20 protein-coding genes, 8 tRNA genes and 2 rRNA genes are annotated in these 22,233 nt (G+C 46.3%); 5 read left to right on the plus strand and 25 right to left on the minus strand.

Annotated elements, in window-relative coordinates; genetic code table 11:
- Together AC58UX_RS32180 and AC58UX_RS32185 are read right to left on the minus strand one after the other, a co-directional pair.
- Nucleotides 1-85, minus strand: a 16S ribosomal RNA gene (locus AC58UX_RS32180); the annotation flags it as partial.
- Nucleotides 86-471: 386 nt separating this feature from the next.
- Complete coding sequence (locus AC58UX_RS32185) at nucleotides 472-1,341, minus strand: nucleotidyltransferase-like protein (RefSeq protein WP_497260106.1); 870 nt, start codon at nucleotides 1,339-1,341, stop codon at nucleotides 472-474.
- A 124-nt stretch (nucleotides 1,342-1,465) separates the two neighbouring features.
- On the opposite strand from AC58UX_RS32185, the gene AC58UX_RS32190 reads away from it, so the two are divergent.
- Nucleotides 1,466-1,873, plus strand: coding sequence for a YgzB family protein (locus AC58UX_RS32190; RefSeq protein ID WP_497260107.1), 408 nt, complete (start codon nucleotides 1,466-1,468; stop codon nucleotides 1,871-1,873).
- 65 nt (nucleotides 1,874-1,938) lie between these two features.
- On the opposite strand, the gene AC58UX_RS32195 is transcribed toward AC58UX_RS32190, so the two are convergent.
- The 8 genes from AC58UX_RS32195 to AC58UX_RS32230 all read right to left on the minus strand — a co-directional run bounded on the left by AC58UX_RS32195 (nucleotide 1,939) and on the right by AC58UX_RS32230 (nucleotide 9,450).
- Complete coding sequence (locus AC58UX_RS32195) at nucleotides 1,939-3,642, minus strand: glycosyl hydrolase family 18 protein (protein WP_497260108.1); 1,704 nt, start codon at nucleotides 3,640-3,642, stop codon at nucleotides 1,939-1,941.
- A gap of 118 nt (nucleotides 3,643-3,760) precedes the next feature.
- A complete protein-coding gene (gene perR / locus AC58UX_RS32200) occupies nucleotides 3,761-4,195 on the minus strand; it encodes a peroxide-responsive transcriptional repressor PerR (protein ID WP_497260109.1) in 435 nt (144 codons plus the stop codon).
- A 118-nt stretch (nucleotides 4,196-4,313) separates the two neighbouring features.
- Complete coding sequence (locus AC58UX_RS32205; RefSeq protein WP_497260110.1) at nucleotides 4,314-5,021, minus strand: MgtC/SapB family protein; 708 nt, start codon at nucleotides 5,019-5,021, stop codon at nucleotides 4,314-4,316.
- Between the two features lie 75 nt (nucleotides 5,022-5,096).
- A complete protein-coding gene (locus AC58UX_RS32210; RefSeq protein WP_497260111.1) occupies nucleotides 5,097-5,579 on the minus strand; it encodes a GNAT family N-acetyltransferase in 483 nt (160 codons plus the stop codon).
- A gap of 70 nt (nucleotides 5,580-5,649) precedes the next feature.
- On the minus strand, nucleotides 5,650-7,098 hold the full coding sequence (gene gatB / locus AC58UX_RS32215; protein WP_497260112.1) for an Asp-tRNA(Asn)/Glu-tRNA(Gln) amidotransferase subunit GatB: 1,449 nt from the start codon (nucleotides 7,096-7,098) through the stop codon (nucleotides 5,650-5,652).
- A 36-nt stretch (nucleotides 7,099-7,134) separates the two neighbouring features.
- Complete coding sequence (gatA, locus tag AC58UX_RS32220) at nucleotides 7,135-8,592, minus strand: Asp-tRNA(Asn)/Glu-tRNA(Gln) amidotransferase subunit GatA (protein ID WP_497260113.1); 1,458 nt, start codon at nucleotides 8,590-8,592, stop codon at nucleotides 7,135-7,137.
- A 30-nt stretch (nucleotides 8,593-8,622) separates the two neighbouring features.
- Nucleotides 8,623-8,910, minus strand: coding sequence for an Asp-tRNA(Asn)/Glu-tRNA(Gln) amidotransferase subunit GatC (gene gatC / locus AC58UX_RS32225; protein ID WP_056620610.1), 288 nt, complete (start codon nucleotides 8,908-8,910; stop codon nucleotides 8,623-8,625).
- A gap of 159 nt (nucleotides 8,911-9,069) precedes the next feature.
- A complete protein-coding gene (locus AC58UX_RS32230) occupies nucleotides 9,070-9,450 on the minus strand; it encodes an ATPase (RefSeq protein WP_497260114.1) in 381 nt (126 codons plus the stop codon).
- Between the two features lie 196 nt (nucleotides 9,451-9,646).
- Here AC58UX_RS32230 and AC58UX_RS32235 point away from each other — a divergent pair, with 196 nt between their 5' ends.
- The gene (locus tag AC58UX_RS32235) at nucleotides 9,647-11,041 is read left to right on the plus strand and encodes an MATE family efflux transporter (RefSeq protein ID WP_497260115.1); all 1,395 of its coding nucleotides are present in this window, start codon (nucleotides 9,647-9,649) and stop codon (nucleotides 11,039-11,041) included.
- 50 nt (nucleotides 11,042-11,091) lie between these two features.
- Here AC58UX_RS32235 and AC58UX_RS32240 read toward each other — a convergent pair whose 3' ends face one another.
- From AC58UX_RS32240 to tkt, 3 genes are read right to left on the minus strand one after another with little or no spacing between them, the layout of a single operon-like run.
- Entirely contained in the window at nucleotides 11,092-11,583 is a 492-nt protein-coding gene (locus AC58UX_RS32240) for a NanQ anomerase/TabA/YiaL family protein (RefSeq protein WP_497260116.1), read from the minus strand.
- Nucleotides 11,584-11,634: 51 nt separating this feature from the next.
- Entirely contained in the window at nucleotides 11,635-12,291 is a 657-nt protein-coding gene (fsa, locus tag AC58UX_RS32245) for a fructose-6-phosphate aldolase (RefSeq protein WP_497260117.1), read from the minus strand.
- Between the two features lie 34 nt (nucleotides 12,292-12,325).
- On the minus strand, nucleotides 12,326-14,353 hold the full coding sequence (tkt, locus tag AC58UX_RS32250; protein ID WP_497260118.1) for a transketolase: 2,028 nt from the start codon (nucleotides 14,351-14,353) through the stop codon (nucleotides 12,326-12,328).
- Between the two features lie 113 nt (nucleotides 14,354-14,466).
- Here tkt and AC58UX_RS32255 point away from each other — a divergent pair, with 113 nt between their 5' ends.
- Nucleotides 14,467-15,357, plus strand: a complete 891-nt coding sequence (locus AC58UX_RS32255) for a LysR family transcriptional regulator (RefSeq protein WP_497260119.1) — start codon at nucleotides 14,467-14,469, stop codon at nucleotides 15,355-15,357.
- A 250-nt stretch (nucleotides 15,358-15,607) separates the two neighbouring features.
- On the opposite strand, the gene AC58UX_RS32260 is transcribed toward AC58UX_RS32255, so the two are convergent.
- Entirely contained in the window at nucleotides 15,608-16,621 is a 1,014-nt protein-coding gene (locus AC58UX_RS32260) for a zinc-binding alcohol dehydrogenase family protein (protein ID WP_497260120.1), read from the minus strand.
- 139 nt (nucleotides 16,622-16,760) lie between these two features.
- On the opposite strand from AC58UX_RS32260, the gene AC58UX_RS32265 reads away from it, so the two are divergent.
- On the plus strand, nucleotides 16,761-17,630 hold the full coding sequence (locus AC58UX_RS32265) for an AraC family transcriptional regulator (RefSeq protein WP_497260121.1): 870 nt from the start codon (nucleotides 16,761-16,763) through the stop codon (nucleotides 17,628-17,630).
- Nucleotides 17,631-17,639: 9 nt separating this feature from the next.
- On the opposite strand, the gene AC58UX_RS32270 is transcribed toward AC58UX_RS32265, so the two are convergent.
- The gene (locus tag AC58UX_RS32270; RefSeq protein WP_497260122.1) at nucleotides 17,640-18,980 is read right to left on the minus strand and encodes a (Fe-S)-binding protein; all 1,341 of its coding nucleotides are present in this window, start codon (nucleotides 18,978-18,980) and stop codon (nucleotides 17,640-17,642) included.
- Entirely contained in the window at nucleotides 18,973-20,388 is a 1,416-nt protein-coding gene (locus AC58UX_RS32275; protein ID WP_497260123.1) for an FAD-linked oxidase C-terminal domain-containing protein, read from the minus strand. The genes AC58UX_RS32270 and AC58UX_RS32275 overlap by 8 nt, the downstream gene beginning before the upstream one ends.
- A gap of 157 nt (nucleotides 20,389-20,545) precedes the next feature.
- Here AC58UX_RS32275 and AC58UX_RS32280 point away from each other — a divergent pair, with 157 nt between their 5' ends.
- Entirely contained in the window at nucleotides 20,546-21,247 is a 702-nt protein-coding gene (locus AC58UX_RS32280; RefSeq protein ID WP_497260124.1) for a FadR/GntR family transcriptional regulator, read from the plus strand.
- 58 nt (nucleotides 21,248-21,305) lie between these two features.
- On the opposite strand, the gene AC58UX_RS32285 is transcribed toward AC58UX_RS32280, so the two are convergent.
- From AC58UX_RS32285 to rrf, 9 genes are all read right to left on the minus strand, one after another.
- A tRNA-Leu gene (locus AC58UX_RS32285) sits at nucleotides 21,306-21,384 on the minus strand.
- A 6-nt stretch (nucleotides 21,385-21,390) separates the two neighbouring features.
- Nucleotides 21,391-21,470: transfer RNA gene (locus AC58UX_RS32290), tRNA-Leu, on the minus strand.
- Between the two features lie 64 nt (nucleotides 21,471-21,534).
- A tRNA-His gene (locus tag AC58UX_RS32295) sits at nucleotides 21,535-21,607 on the minus strand.
- 33 nt (nucleotides 21,608-21,640) lie between these two features.
- Nucleotides 21,641-21,716 (minus strand) — tRNA-Thr (locus AC58UX_RS32300).
- Nucleotides 21,717-21,731: 15 nt separating this feature from the next.
- Nucleotides 21,732-21,807 (minus strand) — tRNA-Phe (locus tag AC58UX_RS32305).
- Between the two features lie 18 nt (nucleotides 21,808-21,825).
- Nucleotides 21,826-21,902: transfer RNA gene (locus AC58UX_RS32310), tRNA-Asp, on the minus strand.
- A gap of 14 nt (nucleotides 21,903-21,916) precedes the next feature.
- Nucleotides 21,917-21,992: transfer RNA gene (locus AC58UX_RS32315), tRNA-Val, on the minus strand.
- Between the two features lie 15 nt (nucleotides 21,993-22,007).
- Nucleotides 22,008-22,082 (minus strand) — tRNA-Glu (locus AC58UX_RS32320).
- A gap of 47 nt (nucleotides 22,083-22,129) precedes the next feature.
- A 5S ribosomal RNA gene (rrf, locus tag AC58UX_RS32325) occupies nucleotides 22,130-22,233 on the minus strand; the annotation flags it as partial.

Consider the following 22,233-nt stretch of genomic DNA (forward strand, 5'->3'; position numbering starts at 1 on the left):
ATCCCGAAGGATAAACCCGCTCGACTTGCATGTATTAGGCACGCCGCCAGCGTTCGTCCTGAGCCAGGATCAAACTCTCCATAATAGTTGGACAATTGCTTGTCCTTTATTCGAAAGCTTAATTGCTCATTTGCGTTGCTAGCGAGATTTTGCAATCTCTTTTTTTGAACGATTTCTCGTTCGCGCTTACTCACTCGTTGTTCAGTTTTCAAAGATCAATTTCTTACTATTTCTTCGTCATCCGTTTAGCGGCGACTTTTATAATATATCACATCCGAACCAATCAATGCAAGCTTTTTTTTAATTTCTTTTTTCAACTTCGCTTTGCATGAATTACTCTTTGGCTTCAAATGCGTTACCGTTTTTAGCGGCGAGAGTTAATTTATCATAGAATCACAATCAAAGTCAAGCATTTAAATGAGAATAAAAAAAGAACCAGGAAAACACCTGATTCTTCAAGGTTTTACATCATTATACGCTTGTATATCTCAACTCGATTTCGGAGGTATGGTCATCGATGATAACCGCTACTTCTTTTATCAAGCCCTTTTTGACCAATTTATTTAGTAACAGCGGAAGCTCTGACTTTACTTCAACTAAACGCGAATGCTTCTGAAGCTCATCCGAGCTAAGTGGATGTTCGCTTTCACGGAGGATTTGAATAAAAGCCTCGCAGCAATGCTCCATTTTGGACATAACCGAAAACTCACAAGCGAGCAGCACGAGCTGAACCCTCTGCTTCAAGGTCTCTTTACTCATCGTTAATTCTTCATATAGCTTATAAACACCGGGATTGATGGCACGAATCTGTCGCCACACGGTGATTTCAGGATGATAGCCATCTTCCACAATAACAATGCGAGCCCAATGGTGAAGTGCTTCGAGTATATTATTGTAAGCATCTAAGATATGGTCATCGAGGATATATTCCTTGCTCTGCAAATATTTACGCAGAAAATACGAAAATTCAATAAGCAGCTTATGATCGCGCAAGTCTCCGGGAAATTCAAGTATTCGATGGCGCAGGCCTTCTAAATAAGTGTTATGATCCAGAAGTATCTCCCCTTTTAACAGCCAGTGAAGAATATTGCGATTAACACCATGCCGGATCCATTGCTCAACCGAAGCAGGATCTGTCCATCTTTCTTGTATCCGGGAATCGTCTCTTATATAATTAGTCGTATGATTGTTCAGGCTCAGGTCGTTCGTTACTATTAAAAGTAGCGTATCAAAACCATCTGTCAGTGAGGGAAGTTGCTTAGGATTGTCTACCGCCATGACACTAACGACTCTAGGGTCATTCCGGAACTTAAGCAATAACTGCTCTTTATTTATTCCCATGGGTGTCCAAAGCTCCTGTCTCCAATTGTTTCTTTCTTATTTCTACAAGGGTGAACAGGTTTCCTGCTGATTTCTGTGACAAATCATACAAAACATGAGGTATACGACTGGGGAGGAACAGAAAGTGCGATTTAGATCAAGTAAAGTAAATGAATTCCGCTTATGGGGACTTGCGATGACCATGGGCGGGATGCTGCTTATGATTATAGGTCTTGCTGGTATCGTCTTTGATTGGGGACAAGCAGGGCGAGTCATTGCTGTCATCTTCATGATTCTCGGCATGATCAGTGTATTGGTCAGTATGGGGATTTACTTCTGGGCGGGCATGCTTTCCACGTCAGCGACAGTCATTGATTGTCCTGAATGCGGCAGAAGAACGAAAATGCTGGGTAAAACAGACCGCTGCATGTACTGTAGAACGATTCTAACAATTGATCCACAGTATGAGCCAGTAGCTGAAAATGAAACGGCGTCATCAGTACAATCCGATCAGTTCGAGCCAAGTCGTGAGCATGAGCATAAGCCTCATTAACAAGAAGAAAGCCGAGCCCTTTAACTGGGTTCGGCTTTTTTATTTATAAATAAGTGCGGGTTATATCATTGTTGAGCAGATGGTAGTGCATCTTTCGTGACTTGCCAAATAACTGGTCTCTCAAAACCTCTACGCCAAGACGCCACACCAGCTAGATTATACTTATCAACCAAGGCTAATCTTGCCTTAATTGAAACTTCATCCTCTAACCAGATCCGAATCAGCTTGTTTCCATCTTTGTACTCTACATAATTTTGACCTGTATCTGCTAAAAATGTAGGCGTGAGCTTCTTATCCTTAATAATGGTTTGCGCGGCTTCCATGGTTAATGTTTTTGAAGTAGCTGTTAGTTTACCGTTCTTCGTTTCTTCGGTCCACTGCCGCGTATAGAATGGTACGCCAAGGACAAGCTTAGATGACGGTACTTTATCCGTCGTTAGAAGCGCTGTAACGGACCTCTCAACCCAAGGCAAGGAAGAAACCGAGCCAGACTTCGGACTTGTCGCCCAATACTCGTCATAGGCCATCAACATCATGTAATCGACTACCTCTGCTAAAGCTGGACGGTCATAGAACATCGACCACATTTCGTTCGTCGATTTGGGGGTTACATCGATGGACACCGATAAGCCCTGCTCATGCATAAGAGGCGTCATTTCACGCACAAATTGCACGAGGTTCTCTTTGTCCTTGAGATACACATTTTCAAAATCGATATTAATGCCTTGCAGCTTATACGTTTGGGCAAAGCCAAGCAGCTGCTTAATCAATTTCATACGTAGATCATAGTTAGCCAATACCTTGTTGGTACGATCCGCATCAAATCCGTTACTGAATAAAGCCCATACTTGGTAGTTGCGATCGTGCGCCCATTTGACATAAGAAGCATCGGCAAGGTTACTAATCCGCCCCTCACTATCCGCCACAGAGAACCAAGTTGGACTTACCACTTGCAGTCCTGGCATCTCACCGATTTTGGTTGTGTCTGGATTTTTAGAAATGACGTGTTCCCAAGTCATATTAAGCTTCCCCGTTATCGGCTTCCACGGGACGTAAGTGGACGTCGACTGCGTTTGGAGCGGTATCGTCTCCTCATGATCTTCTATCAAATCTGACTTGCGAACAAAACCAATCGGACCGCTTTCCTGCTGCACTTTGTACCAATCTTCTTCAGTATCCAAAATCATAACCAACTCATTGACTGCAATGGTTGAAATGATTGGCGCTTTTATCGTTGTATCCGTGCGCATTTGGGTCTCTTTCTTCCCCGTATGCTTAGCCCACTTGATGACATCGCCTTGTTTAAAAAGCAAGATCGCCCCCGTCTTAGCTGATTCACGAATTTCAAAGGGATACAGCTGTTTCAGAGGTTCAATAGGAAGGTAGATGGCATCCTCCTTCTTTTCAACGGGAAAAGATAAGGCAATCGGCTTTTCATTCATTAGCGCCGAAAGCTCCGTTGTCTTCATTCGCATCACTTTATCTTTCGTTGTAATGATGACGGAATCACTGCTTTTTTCATATATGATTGTGGGGTCCATCCATTTCTGAACCAGCTCTAAGGGAAGCTTCAGACCTTCCTTTTCGCCAATTGCACTGGATTTATAATAGTTCCCTTCATAGAAAATAGGCTTAGTTAGCTCATGGAAGTCAGGTTCTACCTGTGTACGATTGGGAGCCATCTGCTTGATAAGGAATGTGCCCGCTCCGGCCTCAAACATCCCTAAACACAGGGCACTAATCAGTATTATTTTTTTCGATGATTTCAACGTTTCACTTCCTTTGAGAATTATGAAAAAGAAAAAACGTGTCCGCGCTTCATAATAGAAGGCTGAACACGTTTCATTATACAACAGGTAAGCACAAAATGAGGAATTCTGCGTATAGTTAATGCTTGGTAGTTACCGTGCAGTCCGGACAAATGCCGTAGACTTCCAGTCGATAGCCGCCAACTTGGAATCCTGTATGCAATGCTGCTGTCGTCTCGATGTCTGTCAACGGGGGATATTCAAAATCAGAAATTTTCCCGCAAGCTTCACAAACTGCATGATAATGGTCTGTCATATCCGCATCAAATCGACTCGAGCTGTCTCCATAGGTTAGTTCCCGTACAAGTCCCGAATCGATAAATACTTTTAGATTATTGTAAACAGTCGCAACGCTCATGTTAGGAAATTTCGATTCAAGAGATTTGTAAATATCATCCGCTGTCGGATGAGTCATGGAATCCAGCAAAAATGAAAGAATCGCATACCGCTGGGGCGTCATCCGAACACCTGTTGTTTTCAACTTTGCTAAAGCCTGTTCTAAATGTGCTGCCATGGTACTCACCACCTGATGTTAGTCATTAAAACCTTACATTATATTGTACGTGTGTTCTTTGAGTTTTGTCAATGATCGTTATGCGCTTCAATCCTAGGAATCATATATTTTTATGATTTCAAACTTTACTATTTTCGATAGCTACGCCAGTGACCCCTTGAATTTGGTTCGTTTCTTCGAGCACTAGTCCGATCACAGATGGCTTAGGTATGGTAACATGAAACGTAATTTGAACGTGGTTCGGTTTATTTCCATCTTCCGACTCTTCTAGTTTTATTTGCTTAATATCTATTTTATGCTTACCTAAAATGGTTGTAATTAGCCCCATGGTACCGGGTTGATCGATGGCTTGTATTTTAAAAACACGTACTTTTTTCCCATTGAAATACTTATGCTCTACTTTATTTAGAATCCACAAAGAGATTAGAACCATGAAGCAGACTAATACAGCCGCATAATAAAACCCCGCTCCAATCGCAAGTCCAATCCCCGCAACAACCCATAGTGAGGCCGCTGTCGTCAGTCCTGTAATCGATCTCCCATTAAACATAATTGTTCCGGCACCTAAGAAACCAATGCCACTAATGACCTGAGCAGCTAAACGAGAAGGATCGATGCGCACATTAAGCTCGTTCACAAAGGCACTAAAGCCGTACATCGAAAGAAGCATCACGAGTGCTGAACCAACACATACCAGAATATGCGTTCGTAAGCCTGCTGCATGAGAACTCACCTCTCGTTCAAATCCAATAAGTCCACCAAGAAAAAGTGCTAATACAAGTCTAATTGTAATGTGCAGCTGATCAATTACCCAAGGATTCTCCATTTGTAAGCGCTCCCTTTTTACTTTAAAATTAAAACTCCGTTCTAGATGCTGCTGAAAAAGTACTGCCAAGGCTAGCTATAGACCTGTAGCAGGACGCTCAAATGTTGTAAGACTAACACCTGGAGGAACTGTAAATACGCGTCGTAAGATGAAGCCATACCCCTCATATAAACGAACTGCTGGCAAATTCGCAGACCCCGTGGATACGATAAAGCGTGTGGCTCCTTCTTTCTCTTGTTCTATCATTATATGCTGTAAAAGGGAGCTAGCAATCCCCCTACGAAAAAAATGAGGATGAACCATCATCCGGCAAATCGTCACGATACTACCTTCACGCTCAAATGAAATGGCGCCTGCAAGTTTAGTACCTTCTTGACCCTGTACGTAATAACCATAGAAGGTTTCCTTCGCTTCGCGTATAGACTGGATGCCATCCTTCAGCGGTGGGATATCATCAAAGCCGATCAGCTCGGCCTCCACACGGTAGGAAGCGATTTGAAGCGCGAGTAGCGTTAATATTTCTTCGTTCGTCTGTAAAAGTAATGGTTGGATCGACATAGAAATCACTCCCCTGGTGAAATTGAAAAAAAGTGGTGACCTAGCAATCAGGATCACCACTTCTACAATATCATTTGCTGTTCAGGCACTCCACAATTAATTTATTGACGAGACCTGGATTCGCTTTACCTTTGGTTTCTTTCATAACTTGTCCAACAAGGAAGCCAACGGCTTTCTCCTTACCAGCTTTGAAATCTGCAACGGATTGCGGACTGTTCTCGACAACTTGCTCGACAACCGCCTTGATCGCACCTTCGTCGCTAATTTGAACAAGCCCTTGCTCTTCAACGATCTTCTGCGGCTCTTTACCGGTCTCGATCATTTCTTTAAACACGGTTTTGGCAATCTTGTTAGAGATTGTGCCTTTCTCGATCAAGCCAATCATCTCGCCTAAGCCCTTACCCGTGACCTTCACATCGGTGAACTCAAGTGAGTTCGCGTTTAAATAGCCAAGCAAATCACCCATAATCCAGTTCGAGACAGCTTTGGCATCCTGCGTATATTGCAAGCTCTCTTCGAAGAAATTCGCCAGCTTCATGGAAGCTGTGATAACAGCCGCGTCATAGCTAGGCAAGCCGTATTCGCTGGTATATCTCGCTTTACGCGCATCTGGCAGTTCAGGAATTGAAGCTTGAACGCGTGCTTTCCAATCGTCGTCGATGTAGAGGCTAACCAGATCCGGATCTGGGAAATAGCGATAATCGTGGGCATCCTCTTTGCCGCGCATGGCGAGTGTTTTACCTTGTGCTTCATCCCAGCGGCGTGTTTCTTGAATCACTTCTTCCCCGCTTCTGAGAATTTCCGCTTGGCGGAATTCTTCATATTCAAGTCCGCGTTGTACACCTCGGAAGGAGTTCATGTTCTTGAGTTCGGCACGCGTACCGAATTTCTCTTGTCCAAACGGTCGAATGGAAATGTTAGCATCGCAACGCATGGAGCCTTCTTCCATTTTCACATCAGAAACATCACAGTAGATCATGATCGCTCTGATCTTCTCTAGATAAGCACGAGCTTCTTCTGGTGAACGCAAATCAGGTTCAGATACGATTTCGATCAAAGGCGTGCCTGCACGATTCAAATCAACAAGAGAAGCATAGCCGCCATCAACATGCGTCAGCTTGCCTGCGTCCTCTTCCAAGTGAACACGTGTGACGCCGATTCGTTTGGTAACTCCGCCAACTTCGATATCCACCCAACCGTGCTCGCCGATTGGCTTATCGTATTGCGAAGTTTGATAAGCGTCAGGTGAGTCTGGGTAAAAGTAATTTTTACGATCAAATTTACTGTCCGTTGCGATTGTGCAATTAAGAGCCATTGCCGCTTTCATCGCGTACTCGACCGCTTGGCGGTTAAGAACTGGCAGGACGCCTGGATGGCCTAAGCATACCGGGCATGTATTCGTATTCGGAGGTGCTCCGAATGAGGTTGCACAACTACAAAATATTTTGGAAGCGGTATGAAGCTCTACGTGAACTTCAAGACCGACTACGGTTTCGAATTGGGTATCTGTTGCCGACAAAGTGAATGCCTCCTTCGTTACTCTTGAACTAATAACTTACAATTGCGGGCGCTGCTTGTGGTGGTCTGTATGCTGTTCGAAAGCGTGGGCTACACGCAAAACGGTAGCTTCATCCAATGCTTTGCCGATAATTTGCAAGCCAACCGGAAGTTCATTCACGAATCCGCATGGTACGCTAATTGCAGGAATACCTGCCAAGCTGACAGGAATGGTCATAATATCATTCAAATACATCGTCAGCGGGTCGCTGCTTTGCTCACCGATTCGGAATGCCGTCGTTGGAGCCGTTGGCCCGATGATGATGTCATAGTTGTTAAATACTTGATCAAAATCTTGCTTGATCAACGTACGAACTTGTTGAGCTTTCAAGTAATACGCATCATAGTAACCTGAGCTTAGCGCGTAAGTACCTAGCATGATGCGGCGTTTAACCTCAGGACCGAAGCCTTCGCTGCGGGACAAATTGTAAAGATCCAACAGATTGCGTGCATTATCAGAACGTACACCGTAACGGATACCGTCAAAACGCGCCAAGTTGGAGGAAGCTTCAGAGGAAGCCAGCAAGTAATAAGTCGCTACAGCATACTCGGAATGTGGCAGCGTAACTTCTTCCCATACAGCGCCAAGACCTTCAAGTACTTTGAGCGCTTCAAGAATTTTTTCTTTAACTGCTGGGTCGATGCCTTTACCCATGTATTCTTTAGGTACACCGATGCGCAGACCTTTGACGTCGCCGGTCAATGCGCTGAGGTAGTTCGGGATCTCCACATTCGCAGACGTGGAGTCTTTAGGGTCATAACCTGCGATGGCTTGCATCGCGTACGCAGCGTCTTCTACGTTCTTCGTTAACGGCCCGATCTGGTCAAGGGAGGACGCGAATGCGACCAACCCATAGCGGGACACAAGTCCGTACGTCGGCTTCAGGCCGACGATGCCGCAGTAAGCAGCCGGTTGGCGAATGGAGCCGCCGGTGTCTGAACCCAGCGCGAAGTACACTTCGCCTGCAGCCACTGCTGCAGCGGAGCCACCGCTGGATCCGCCTGGCACATAATCCGTGTTCCACGGATTGTGGGTTGGGTGGAAAGCGGAGTTCTCATTGGAGCCGCCCATCGCGAATTCATCCATGTTGAGCTTGCCGATCGTAACCGCTTGGGCTTCCTTCAGCTTTCTCACGACAGTCGCATCATAAATCGGATTATGATTCGATAGGAATTTGCTTGCGCAGGTCGTTTTCAAACCTTCGGTGACCATGTTATCTTTGATTCCGATTGGCAAACCAAATAGGTCACTGCGAGAGGCATTGCTTAATAGCTGCTCGTCCAGCTTAGCAGCTGTCTGACGCGCATTCTCTTCATCTAATGTAAGGAAAGCTCGTACTTTGCTTTCTACTTGTCCAATTCTTGTATACGATTGATCCACAAGGTCCGAAACCTTGATTTCTTTGCTTTGCAGTTTCGCGTGGATTTGTTGTAGGTTTAATTCAAACAAAGACAACGATAGGCACTCCCTTTCATCTCTAACTCTTTATTCTAAAACAGCAGGAACCTTGAACTGCCCATCTTCATGATCTGGTGCGTTCAGCATGACTTTTTCAATTGGCAAAGACGGCTTCGCAACATCCTCACGCATGACATTAACTAATGGCATTGCATGGCTAGTTGGTACCACACCTTCGGTATTCAATTGATTGAGCTGCTCGGCATATTTTAAAATGGCATTAAGCTGATCTGTAAAAAGATCTTTTTCGGTATCATTGAGATCGAGTCTAGCCAGCTTAGCGACATGATCGACATCTTTCTTCGTTATACTCACGTATTCTACACCCCTTATATCAGCGTTTAGTCATTCTTTTCATTATATCCCAGATATTTTGCGAACTCAATCCAGAATAAGGGTCTATAGCAAAAAGGACTTAGCGATGTCGCTAAGTCCTTTTTTACGAACCAGGTTTCAACCTGTTTCGCCTCTATATTAAATCCAGGCTTTCAGCCCGATTTGTTTAATAAATTCTTCTCGGGACTGCACTTCCTTGTCCCTTTCCTTTTCCGGCTCGACGGCGGACTCGCCACCCATGATACTCCGGAACAAAGCTTCGTTTTTCGTTGCTAGCGCGTAATCGATTAACGCGTCTCTCTCAATTTGCTCCGCCTCTTGCTGAATAAGCACTTCTTCAAGCTCGATGTCAGATGCCGTCACATAATAATGTTTGTTTTCCTTAGGTGCACGCACAACATAGTCGAAAATGTTATCATTATTTCGGTCATACGCAATTAAATAGCCATATGAGCCAATAGGCAAATTTTGTTCCAATTGATCAGCAATGAAAATAACTCTCTCCCCAAGTCGCAGCATCTGCTTTTCCCCCTGCCTCTATATAACACTCAAAATGAGTCTATGACTATATGAATACGTTCTATTGCCTATCGTACTAAAAAAACTAGATTGTGTCCAATTGACGTCGGTTTCGTCAAATTTCAAAAAAAGCAGGAAACTGATATAGTAATGAGAAAACGATGCTATCAATCATGTGAATTTTACGGAGGAAATCATGCCAGAGCCATCCCCATCTCAAAAAGCCCGTCCTTCCCTTACGGAGGGCCCGATTACCAAGACATTGATCTTATTTTCACTGCCTATTCTATTAGGTAACGTTCTTCAGTCCTTGAACGGGTCGATCAATACGATATGGATCGGGAAGTATCTTGGCGAAGTTGCCCTTGCGGCAACGTCAAATGCCAACATCATTATGTTTTTCTTAATTAGCTCCATCTACGGGATCGCATTGGCTGCTGTCATTCTCATCGGCCAAAATCTCGGAGCCAAGAAAGTTCAAGAGGCCAAAAAAGTAGTCGGAACCAGTACCGTCTTTTTCTTCGTTTTATCCATTGTCGTCGCCTTATTAGGCTGGTTCTTCTCCTCCACAATTCTGGACTGGATGAATACCCCGCCGGACGTCAAAGAGTTTGCCGTTACATATACGCGCATCATATTCGCAGGTGTTCCGTTAATGTTTGGCTATAATTTAATTATGGCCATTTTGCGCGGATCGGGGGATGCAAAAACCCCGTTTTACTTCTTGCTTTTATCCGCCGTCATCGACGTTGTGCTCAATCCTTTGCTCATTCAGGGGATGGGACCATTTCCGAAAATGGGGATCGCCGGCTCTGCTGTAGCCACGTTTATCGCCCAATTGGTGAGCTTCGTGCTTTTGATAGCTTACTTGTATAAGAAGAAGTACTTCCTACGTATCACCAAAGAGGATTTTCCTTTACTGCGAATTAATTGGACGATTGTACGAACATTGATTCAAAAAGGGCTGCCTATGGGTTTAAACATGGTCGTAGTGTCCCTTAGCAATCTGATGTTGGTTCATCTTGTGAATGCCTATGGCTCCGAGTCCACTGCAGCTTTCGGTGTGGCGATGCAAATATCCAGCTACGTCCAGATGCCAGCTATGGCTATTGGTGGAGCTGTGACCTCGATGGCTGCACAAAACATTGGCGCCGGGAAATGGGATCGCGTCAATCGGATCACCTGGACAGGCGTCGGAGTGAATATTGTGATGACGGGGTTGATCGTAGCCGTACTCCATCTATTCAACCGAGAAGTCGTCTCGTTCTTCCTGCCTCCAGAAGGTAAAGCGATTGATATTGGCGTTCATATTAACAATATTACGCTGTGGTCATTTATCATTTTCGGCATCTTCCATGTCCTTGCTGGCGTTGTTCGATCTGCAGGTTCTGTGGTATTCCCTCTGATCGTTGGATTTGTTGCGCTGCTGCTCGTCCGCATCCCACTTGCCAATCTCTTATCACACAAGTACGGCTTCGATGTGATTTGGTGGAGCTTTCCTGTTAGCTTCAGTGTCGCCGCAACCTTGAACCTGCTCTACTACCGCTTCGGGAAATGGAAGCAAGCGAAAATGATGGCAAGTAAAGCATAAACAAAGCTAAAAAAGTCTGCCTAGCCGATTGGCTTAAGCAGACTTTTTGTTTACAAGTTCAGCAGATCTTTATGAATTTTAACCACAATCTTCTTATTCGTTGTTGATTCCGTAATGGCGCAATTCGGCCGATGAATATCCGACGGGAAGCACACAGCAAACATGCCAGGTTTGAGCAAAATGTCCGTTTCAGGCAGCGTATGATTGGATTCATAAAAAGCGACATCATGCGTCTCATATTTATTATCTACGATGATAGCCTCTTCCGTCAGCTTGTAGAAGCACAAGCGCTCCTCCCCGCTCACCAGAAACTGAATATCCGTGTACACGGCGTGCGACTCCGGAATTTGTTCTTCTCTCGGACGCGTCACGGATTCCTGTACATTCGCATACATCAAGTGGCCATTATCGCCTTCCAGATCATAACGTCCTACTTCAACCTCACCCAACTTACGATTCAAAATATAATCGATCCCTCGCGCTACAGCCGCTGGCCATAGGTGTCGTTCTTGCTCAAAATGCTTCACATCGCTGATAATCATCGTCATTCGCTCCTTTGAAAAAGACCCGCCCCTGCGGGCGAGTCATCTATGTTAGAACTTTTCTTGATTAGCGCCTTCCCAATCAGCAAGGAACTTCTCAATACCCGCGTCTGTCAGTGGGTGTTTACTCATTGATTCTATCACCTTGTAAGGCACTGTAGCAATATGTGATCCAGCAAGCGCTGCTTCAATAACGTGAGCAGAGTGACGTACACTCGCTGAAATAATTTCGGATTTAATGCCGTGTACTTGGAAAATCTGACTGATTTCTTTGATCAGGTTCATCCCGATTTGGTTAATATCGTCCAAACGTCCGATAAACGGAGAAACATACGTTGCACCCGCACGAGCAGCAAGCAATGCCTGTGTGGAGCTGAAGATCAACGTCACGTTTGTTGGAATGCCAAGCGATCTGAACACGCTAGTCGCTTTAAGTCCTTCCAACGTCATCGGCAGCTTAATAACGATATTCGGGCTTAATGCTGCAAGCTTTTTACCTTGCTCCACCATTTCGTCCGCTTTCAAGGAAACAACCTCAGCACTGATCGGTACATCGCCTACGATGGATATGATTTCTTTTACAGTTTCAAAAAAGTCTCTGCCTTCTTTAGCGATCAATGAAGGGTTAGTAGTTACACCAGCAACTACACCTAACGCGTGCGCTTTACGAATCTCTTCTACATTGGCTGTGTCGATAAACAATTTCATCCTGTATCCCTGCCTTTTCTCCCGCTATGGGCGCTTATTGGAAATACTTCTGTCTGATTTGTTGAACGATTGCTTCTGCGGTAAAGCCATATTCACGAATTACGCGATCTGCTTTCGCTGATGCTCCGAACTTGCGGATGCCGACAACGAAGCCATCTTGTCCCGTAATTTCTTCCCATCCAGCCGGATAAGCCATCTCCAACACAACATTTTGACGCACATGAGGTAAAAGAATCCCATTCCGCACCTCTTCTGGCTGCTGCTCGAACAATTCACGGCTTGGCATGGAAATAACACGAGCCTTAATTCCATCTTGCGCCAACTGCTTCTTCACGTCAAGAGCTAAGCTCACTTCTGAACCTGTTGCGATCAACTGTAAGTCAGGTGTTTCGCCTGCTGCAACATCAGATAGGACATAAGCCCCTTGATGAATGTGGTCAAAAGCAAGTGTATCCGTACCTGGAAGCACCGGCAGATTCTGACGGGAAAGCGCGAATACGAACGGGCCTTCCTTCGCTTGAAGGACATACTCCCAAGCTGCAGCTGTTTCATTTGCGTCTGCAGGACGGAACAATGTCAGATCCGGGATCATCCGCAGGGATGGGATCTGTTCAATTGGCTGATGCGTCGGGCCATCTTCGCCGACAGCGATGCTGTCGTGCGTGAAGACGTACGCAACCGGGACTTTCATCAACGCGGATAAACGGATCGCGCCGCGAAGGTAATCGCTGAACACGAGGAACGTACCGCCGAAAGCGCGCAGTCCGCCGTGCAGCAGCATACCGTTCAGCGCTGCGCCCATGGCGAATTCCCTGACGCCGAACCAGAAGTTGCGTCCCCTGTAGTCTGCTGCGCTGAATGCTGCTGCATCGCTGATCATGGTGAAGTTGGAGCTCGCTAGGTCGGCGGAGCCGCCAACTAGATGAGGTACCCGCTTCGCCAAGCCGTTAATCACTTTGCCAGATGCGGTGCGCGTCGAAATCGCGCCGCTCTCTGGGGTGTAGCGCGGCACATCGGCGTTCCAATCCGCCGGAAGGTCGCCGCTGTTCGCGAGCTCGAATTGCTTCGCGAGCTCGGGGTAGGCTGCCTGGTAGCTGTTCCACAGCTGCTGCCAGGCTGCTTCTGTTTGAGCGCCCACTTGCTTGTGGTGGGCGAAATGGGTGTAAACCTCAGCCGGGACGTAGAAGTCCGGCTCGAGGGGCCAGCCTAGAGCTTGCTTCGTCAGAAGCAGCTCGTCTTTGCCCAGCGGTGAGCCGTGCGTGCCGCCGTGGCCGCCCTTGCCGGCTTTGTTCGGAGAACCAAAGCCGATGGTGGTTTTGATCTCAATCAGCGTCGGGCGATTGAGATCGGCCTTGCCCTCTGCGATCGCCGCAGAGATGGCGTCGACGTTGTTTTGCTCTTCCACGCGCAGGTATTGCCAACCGTAGGATTCGAAGCGCATTTTAACATTTTCAGAGAATGACATGTTCAAATCGCCATCGAGAGAAATATCGTTGGAGTCATAGAGAACAACGAGCTTTCCTAGTTTTAGATGACCTGCAAGGGATGCTGCCTCAGAAGAGATCCCTTCCATCAAGTCACCGTCTCCACAAATCGCATAAGTAAAATGATCAACAACTGGGAAATTCGGTTTGTTATATACGGAAGCTTGGTGTGCTTCAGCCATCGCCATACCAACTGCCATGGCTACACCTTGACCCAGCGGCCCTGTCGTTGCTTCAACACCAGCTGTGTGACCATACTCAGGGTGACCCGGTGTACGGCTTCCCCATTGGCGGAATTCCTTAATATCATCTAACGTTACATCGTAGCCGCTAAGGTGCAGCAAGCTGTACAGCAGCATGGAGCCGTGACCTGCAGACAAAACAAAGCGATCCCGATCCGCCCATTTGGGACTAACTGGATTATGTTTCAAATGACGCGTCCAAAGCGCATACGCCATCGGCGCTGCGCCCATCGGCATACCAGGGTGACCCATCGCCGCTTTCTCGACTGCATCAATTGTAAGCGTTCTAATAGCATTAATACTTAATTCTTCAATACCAACTGTTGTACCATTCAAAGGAATTGGCCTCCATTCATCGGTTGAATTTATGATCTTATCTCTTTATTATAAGAGGAGATGGCGCATTCAAATAATTGATAGTTTCGATACTAGCTATAGAAGGTGTCTATATGGTTAATTTTGAATTATATAAAGTGTTTTATTTAACAGCAAAATCCGGCAGCCTGTCCAAAGCGGCAAAAGAGCTGTATATCACCCAGCCCAGCGTCTCTCATTCCATCAAGTTGTTGGAGGAATGCCTTGGGCTTCCTTTGTTTGCTCGTACATCAAAAGGCGTTGACCTCACCAAAGAAGGAGCAATCCTTTATTCCTATATTGAGCAGGCCTATAACTTCATTTCCCTCGCAGAGGAAAAGCTGAATGAACTGCGAAATTTCTCAAGCGGAGAAATCAAAATCGGCGGCAGCGATTCCTTGTGCAAGCACTATCTGCTCCCATTTCTGGAATCGTTCCACGTTCAGTACCCGCATGTCCAAATTAACTTGGTGCACGGGACGACACCTGAAATTGTTAAAAATTTAAAAGAAGGCAAAATCGACATCGGTATTGTAAGAACACCCATTCACGATGAACAGCTGCAGGTGCGTGAGGGCATCACGATTCAGGATTGCTTCGTAACAGGCCCGAAGTATCGAGAGCTCTCCGAGGGCAACGTTAAACTCGCAGAGTTGCTGACTTATCCGATTATCTTGTTTTCCAGTAATAGCTCATCACGAAAGTTCGTCACGCGTTTATTCAGCGACAACGGCTTATTGCTAGAGCCTGAGATTGAGCTTGGCAGCGTGGACTTGCTGATTGAATTTGCAAAAATCGGCTTCGGTGTGTCTTTTGTCACGAAAGAGTTTGTGGCGAAGGAGTTGGCGGAGGGCAGCTTATTCGAGGTTAACCTTGAAACCGTGATACCATCAACAAAGATTGGGATTATTACATTGAAAAATATGCCATTATCCACGGCAGCGGCGGCTTTTGTGGCGGAGTTGGAGAATCCGGGGCCAGGTTGATTTGAAACAATAGTCAACTTAACTGGAAAACATACAGCTATTTCTATTGAAACTAGTCGATTTGGGTGAATAACTGGATTTTCTCCAGCTAAAATTGAGCATTTATGTAGAATCATCTGATTTCGAAGAAATTAACTGTATGTTTTCCATTAATCCTATAAATGTCGATGAATCTTACGAAATTAGATGTAGTTTTTCCAGTTAGACCGAGCGTGGTGGCAGTTGGTGTTGAGCTTGTTGAATAGGTTAATTACAAACATACCATCGCCTTTATCACCTTCGACTCCGGCTTGAGCCACGTCTGAAATTGTTCCACCATTTCCTCGAAGCTGGAACGATGTGTGATGTAGCGCTCGATGTCGATACTGCCTGTAAGTAATGCGCGGCGCACCCTATCAAAATCCTCCATGGTCGCATTGCGGCTGCCCATTAACGTGAGCTCCCTCTTGTGAAAATCGGGATCATGAAAAGCAATATCGGCCTTCACCAGCCCGACATACACCAGCTTGCCGCCATGAGCGACAAGACCAAAGGCTTCTGTCATCGACCTGGCATTCCCTGTTGCGTCAAAAACAATGGTCGGAAACTCGCCATTCGTTAGCTCGGCTAGCTTTTCCTTCGGCAGCTGGAGCGCATTCACGGCATGGTCAACGCCTGCCCAATCACGGCAAAACGCTAATCGCTCCTCGTTAATATCCATAGCAATGACATTAGCGCCAAGCTGTTTTGCTAGTAGCATTACGCCCAGCCCGATGGGACCTGCTCCGATCACTAGGGCAGTTTCCCCTGCCCGCAGCTCTGATCTTCGCACCGCATGTGCGCCAATACTTAGCGGCTCAAGTATCGCAGCTTGATCTAGCGTCAACCCATCCGCTTTAATCAAATGGCTTACTGGGAGGGATACACGCTCTACCATGCCTCCATCAATATGCACACCGAGCACCTTCATGTCTGTGCAGCAATTTGTTTTACCGTTGCGACATGCAATGCAGTGGCCGCAATGCATATACGGAACAACGCTAACGAGATCACCAATCGCCACATCCGTAACGCCCTCGCCAATTTCCTCCACATATCCCGCCAACTCATGCCCAAGAATACGTGGATAGCTAAAAAATGGCTGATTCCCTTTAAAAGCATGTAAATCCGTGCCGCATATGCCAATTCGCTGGATACGAACGAGTGCTTCACCATGACCTACGGTCGGTTCCTCAATCTCGACATACTTCATTTGCTCCACTTGTTCACAAATGATCGCTTTCATAATGGCTCCCTCCCACTCTTTGAAATATGCATTTCTTTCATTGTATCATCATTAAAACGATATAAAATATCGATATCTAGCATATCCATACGGTTTTTTGATATTATCTAACTAACCTAAAGCCAGAAGGAGTGCTCGTGTGGATCCTATACGTAAGATTCTTGATAATCAGGACGCCTTCCCGATATCTTTTGCCTATAAAAACACAAAAAGCTCGCAAAGCGAGCTTCCTGACCATTTCCACGAATGGTATGAAATTGTGTATGTGTATCGCGGGAGCGGCACGTTCTTTATCGATCACACCTTTTATGAAATGAAGCAGGGGGACTTATTTCTCATTCCAGGCAACACCATCCATCGAGCAACGCCAGATAAAGAAGTGCCGGTGACCTCCACTGCGATTTACTTCTCACCACATCTAGCCCAGGCACCTAAATTCGGTGATGACTTCTCTTATTTGCAAAGCTTTGAGCATGCCGCGGCACTTCGAAGTTACAAGCTGGAAACGCGATTACCGCAGAGTACACAGGTGGAACAGTTTCTGGAGGCCATGCAGCAAGAGTTTAAGCATCCGAGTTTAGGTCACCGCCATGCTATTTTCCTACAGCTGCTTCAGTTATTACTCTATATCCAACGTGAGGTGGGGATGACAGCAAAAACACCAAAGGCCGACTCCTTAGTCGGCCCTCTGTGGACGAGAGAAATTTTACTCTATATTGATCAGCACTTCTGTGAAGACATCGGACTCAAGACATTGTCGAAGCAAGCCTCCGTTACGCCAGCACATTTTAGCAGAGTGTTTAAGCAAATGATCGGAATGAACATTACCGCCTATATAATGACCAAACGCATTATCCGCGCGAAGCAGCTTCTTCAAGAAAGTGATGCCAGTGTGGCTACCATTGCAGACATCTGCGGATTTGAGAGCTTACCCCACTTCCATGCCATGTTCAAAAGAGTGCTAGGCGTCACACCTGCTGCTTCACGGAAGGCATTCGGTTCTTTGTGACAACGTGAGTTACGCCTCTTGCTTCACTAGTCGATCATATAAAAAGTCAGCGATATGCACGGCTTCCATTTGACCTTTTTTCCCATGCTTATCGACACCTAGCTTCATTTGCAGTAAACAGCCAGGATTACTCGTGACGATATACGATGCGGCCGTCGCATTCACATTTTCCATCTTATGCTCGAGAATTTGATTCGCCATGTCCGGCTGGGTCATGTTATAAATACCTGCGGAACCACAGCATGAACCAGAATCCTTCATTTCGATATAGGCAGTGTTACTAACCCTTTGCAAAAGTTGCTTCGTTGGTTGACTGCCTTTCATCACGTTGCGAAGATGGCAGGACTCCTGGTACGTAACACGGGTTGGACCTTGTGGGGATAGCGGATCAACAAAACGAAGAGGTCGACCTTTCTCCACCAAAATCGAGCTGATGTCCTTCACCCGCTTCGCAAACCAAATGGAGTCTTCCTTCCACTCTTCCTCTTCATGAAGCAGATGATCGTACTCCACAAGAATCGCTCCACAACCTCCAGCATTCGAAACGATGTAATCGACTCCTGCCTCTTGGAAAGCGCGAATGTTACTTTTAGCCAATTGTTTAGCTTGATCCGTTTCACCACTATGTGCATGAAGAGCCCCGCAGCAGTTTTGTGATTCAGGAATAACCACATCGAAACCAGCTTCGGTCAAAAGCTTCACCGTACTCATATTTGTTTCAGTGAACAACACATCCATCAAACATCCGCGGAACATCCCTACTGTACCCAGCTTTTTACCCTTTGCCGGAACAAAAGTGCCGAGTCGCTCAACAATCCCTTTGCCTGAAGCGTCCGGAAGTATTTTCTCCATAGAAGCCATATGCTTCGAAAATAGACCGACTACACCGGTTTTTCTAACTAGCTTTTGGATACCTGACATTTTGTAAAAATGAAGCCCTGTCCCGAGCAGCTGCATCCTCTGTTGGGATGGGAATAGCTCTTTGAAAACGAGCTTACGCACACCTTTTACCCACCATCTATGCTGGGTCGTATGCACTTCAATGGCATCGCGCGCCTGTTCGATTAATTGACCATATTTCACATCTGCTGGGCAGGCAGGCTCACAAGCGCGGCAGCCTAAGCAGTGGTTCATCTGATCTTCGAAGCGAATCCCTGGCTCCATGAGGCCATCCACAGCTGCTTTCATCAGTGAGATTCGACCACGCGGAGACTCCGCCTCGATTCCCGTTTCTTTAAATGTCGGACAAGCTGGTAGACAGAACCCACAACGCATGCAATTGGTTAACTGATCATAGTCCAGTTTCAGCGTTAACGTTTCCTGAAGTGTTGCTCCTTGGCCCTTAGACACGATCAATCACCACCCTGCGTCTGGATTCTTTGGCAAACATTTTGCCTGGATTCAAAATATGGTTCGGATCGAACGCATCCTTAATTCCCTTCATCATGGCGATTCCGCTGCTTCCCACTTTCCATTCCAGGAATGGCGCCTTCACTAATCCAACACCATGTTCGCCTGTGATCGTTCCACCTAAACGAATGGCTGCCTCAAAAATCTCTTCAAATGCCGCTTCCACACGATGAACCTCATCATGATCTCTTGCATCCGTCGTCGCAGTTGGGTGTAGATTACCGTCTCCTGCGTGACCGAACGTACAGATTTGAACATTATGCTTAGTGGCAATTCGATTGATTTCTAGAACCATTTCCGCGATTTTGGAGCGAGGCACAGTAGCATCCTCAAGTATTGTCGTCGGACGTAAGCGAGCAAGTGCAGTAAACGCACTGCGTCTTGCAGTTAGTAGTTTCAATGCTTCCTCTTGGGTGCTCGCAATGCTGACTTCATTTGCCTGCTCTTCTCTACAAATCTCAGAGATGAGGGCAATGTCCCGCTCTACCATCTCTGGCTCCCCATCTTGTTCAATAAGCAAAATAGCATCCATATCTAGCGGCAGTCCAAGCTTCGCAAAATCATCCACAACGCGAATCGTTGGATTATCCATAAATTCCAGAGTAGCTGGAATGATGCGGTTTTCGATGATTTTAGAAACGGTGCGTGCCGCGGCATTTAAATCCTTGTACATCGCAAGCATCGTTTTCTTTGCCTTCGGAGGCGGAATAAGCTTGAGCGTTGCTTCTGTGATAACGGCAAGTGTGCCCTCGGAACCGACTAGCAGCTTCGTCAAATCATAGCCTGCCACATCCTTCATCAGCTTGCCGCCAGTACGAAGGATTTCACCTGATGCAAGGACACATTCAAGTCCGATTACATAGTCTTTGGTCGTGCCATATTTTAAACCACGAAGGCCGCCTGAACACTCAGCAATATTGCCGCCGATCGTGGAAATTGCCATTGAACTCGGATCTGGTGGATAAAATAAACCCAAGCTCTCGATATGCTCGATGAATTGCTTCGTAATGATCCCCGGTTGTACGGTTGCAGTCAGATTTTGCAGATCGATATCTAGGATGGCATTCATGCGGTGCATGACCATAACAATACCGCCTTGCACAGGTACCGTGCCTCCGCACAAATTCGTGCCTGAGCCTCTGCTGATTAACGGAATTTTATTCTCGTTCAATACCTTCATAATCGCAGAAACCTGCGCAGTGTCTTTGGGATAAATAACACCGTCCGGCAAGGATTGAAGCATCGGTGTCCCATCATAGGAATGGGTAATTAGTGATTCCATATCATCTTTATAAAAGGCTTCGCCTACAATGGCTTGTAATTGTTGTCTAATTTGATTATCGAGCATGTGGATCCTCCTCGTTAGCTCTTAGGCTTTCTTTAAATCATGTAATCATACATTGTTTGTTGTTAATTGATCATGTGATCTGATGACTTTTCTTCTATTTTAACTTATGATGTAATATATGTATAGAACTTTATCTAAGATTTTCAGGGGGATTCCAATGGTTTTTCAGCAAATCCGACCCCAAAAGGGTTCGGAAATCGTGCTTCAACATATTAAAGCTCAAATTGAAGATGGAACCTATGCTCCCGGCTCTAAGCTGCCAACAGTGGTTGATCTTGCTGCAAGCTTTCAAGTCGGGCGCTCTACGATTAGGGAAGCTCTGAGTGGGCTCAAAGCCATGGGATGGGTCGATATTCGACATGGTGGGGGAACTTACGTTGTTAACCCGTTACCGACTGAGTCAACTAGTTTATTTGATCATAGCGATTCGCTTCAGGAAGTGCAGGAAGTTCGCAGATTTATTGAGGCTGGGTGCGCAACTTTAGCCGCAAGTCGCCGGACTGAACAGCATTTAACAGTTCTCAGAGCAATCCTTCGTGATATGGAAGCATCGCTCGAAAATGAAGAAGCAAGTGAATATGCGGATATTCGTTTTCATATGGAGATTGCTAAGGCTTCCCAAAATACCCTTTTCATAGGAATGATGGAATCCTTGACGGATCGACTTCAACAGAGTATGAAGGCTTCGCGCCGTTTATGGTTTTTTGCTGAACGTGCTTCGGCTGAGCAGTTGTTAGAGGAACATCGGGAGATTGTTGAGGCGATTGCTGCTCAGGATGAACAGCTTGCTGCGGCGCGAATGACTCAGCATATCGCCAAGGTTGATCAGGTCATTCAGCGGCTGGCGCAAAAAAACTAAATGCAGGGAAACAAAAAAAGCCTTACATAGTAAGGCTTTTCGTGTTTAAAGCTTGTGATACCGACGAGAGGACTCGAACCTCCACTCGTTAGAACTCGATTTTGAGTCGAGCGCGTCTGCCATTCCGCCACGTCGGCATGTGATGCGCGTAGAGGGACTTGAACCCCCACGGTCGCCCGCTAGATCCTAAGTCTAGTGCGTCTGCCAATTCCGCCATACGCGCATGCTGTAAACCAGGCAAGTGATGAAGTTGCTAGCCTTGCGGCTGACTTCACTAAAAATTAATGGGCGGACGACGGGACTTGAACCCGCGAATGCCGGATCCACAAACCGGTGCGTTAACCCCTTCGCCACGACCGCCATAAATCTAGTTACTACTATACCATAATACTATGGTGCCGTCGAGAGGACTTGAACCCCCAACCTACTGATTACAAGTCAGTTGCTCTACCAGTTGAGCTACAACGGCATATTGTTGTAAAAATGGTGGCTTTGGACGGAATCGAACCGCCGACACGAGGATTTTCAGTCCTCTGCTCTACCGACTGAGCTACAAAGCCTTACTTTTTGAAGAAAAATGGCGGAGCTGACGGGATTCGAACCCGCGGTCTCCTGCGTGACAGGCAGGCATGTTAGGCCACTACACCACAGCTCCATGCAAATTTGTTATGGTGAACGATGACGGGATCGAACCGCCGACCCCTACCCTGTCAAGGTAGTGCTCTCCCAGCTGAGCTAATCGTTCATACTAGTGAAAAAATGGTGACCCGTAGGGGACTCGAACCCCTGTTACCTCCGTGAAAGGGAGGTGTCTTAACCACTTGACCAACGGGCCTAGATACTGCCGAAGCTCCGGCAAAAAAAATACCCCAAAGGGAAACTGCTTGGCAACGTTCTACTCTCCCAGAACCCTGCGGTTCAAGTACCATCGACGCTGGAGGGCTTAACGGTCGTGTTCGAGATGGGAACGCGTGGGTCCCCTCCGC

This window comes from Paenibacillus sp. J22P90, assembly GCF_059692195.1.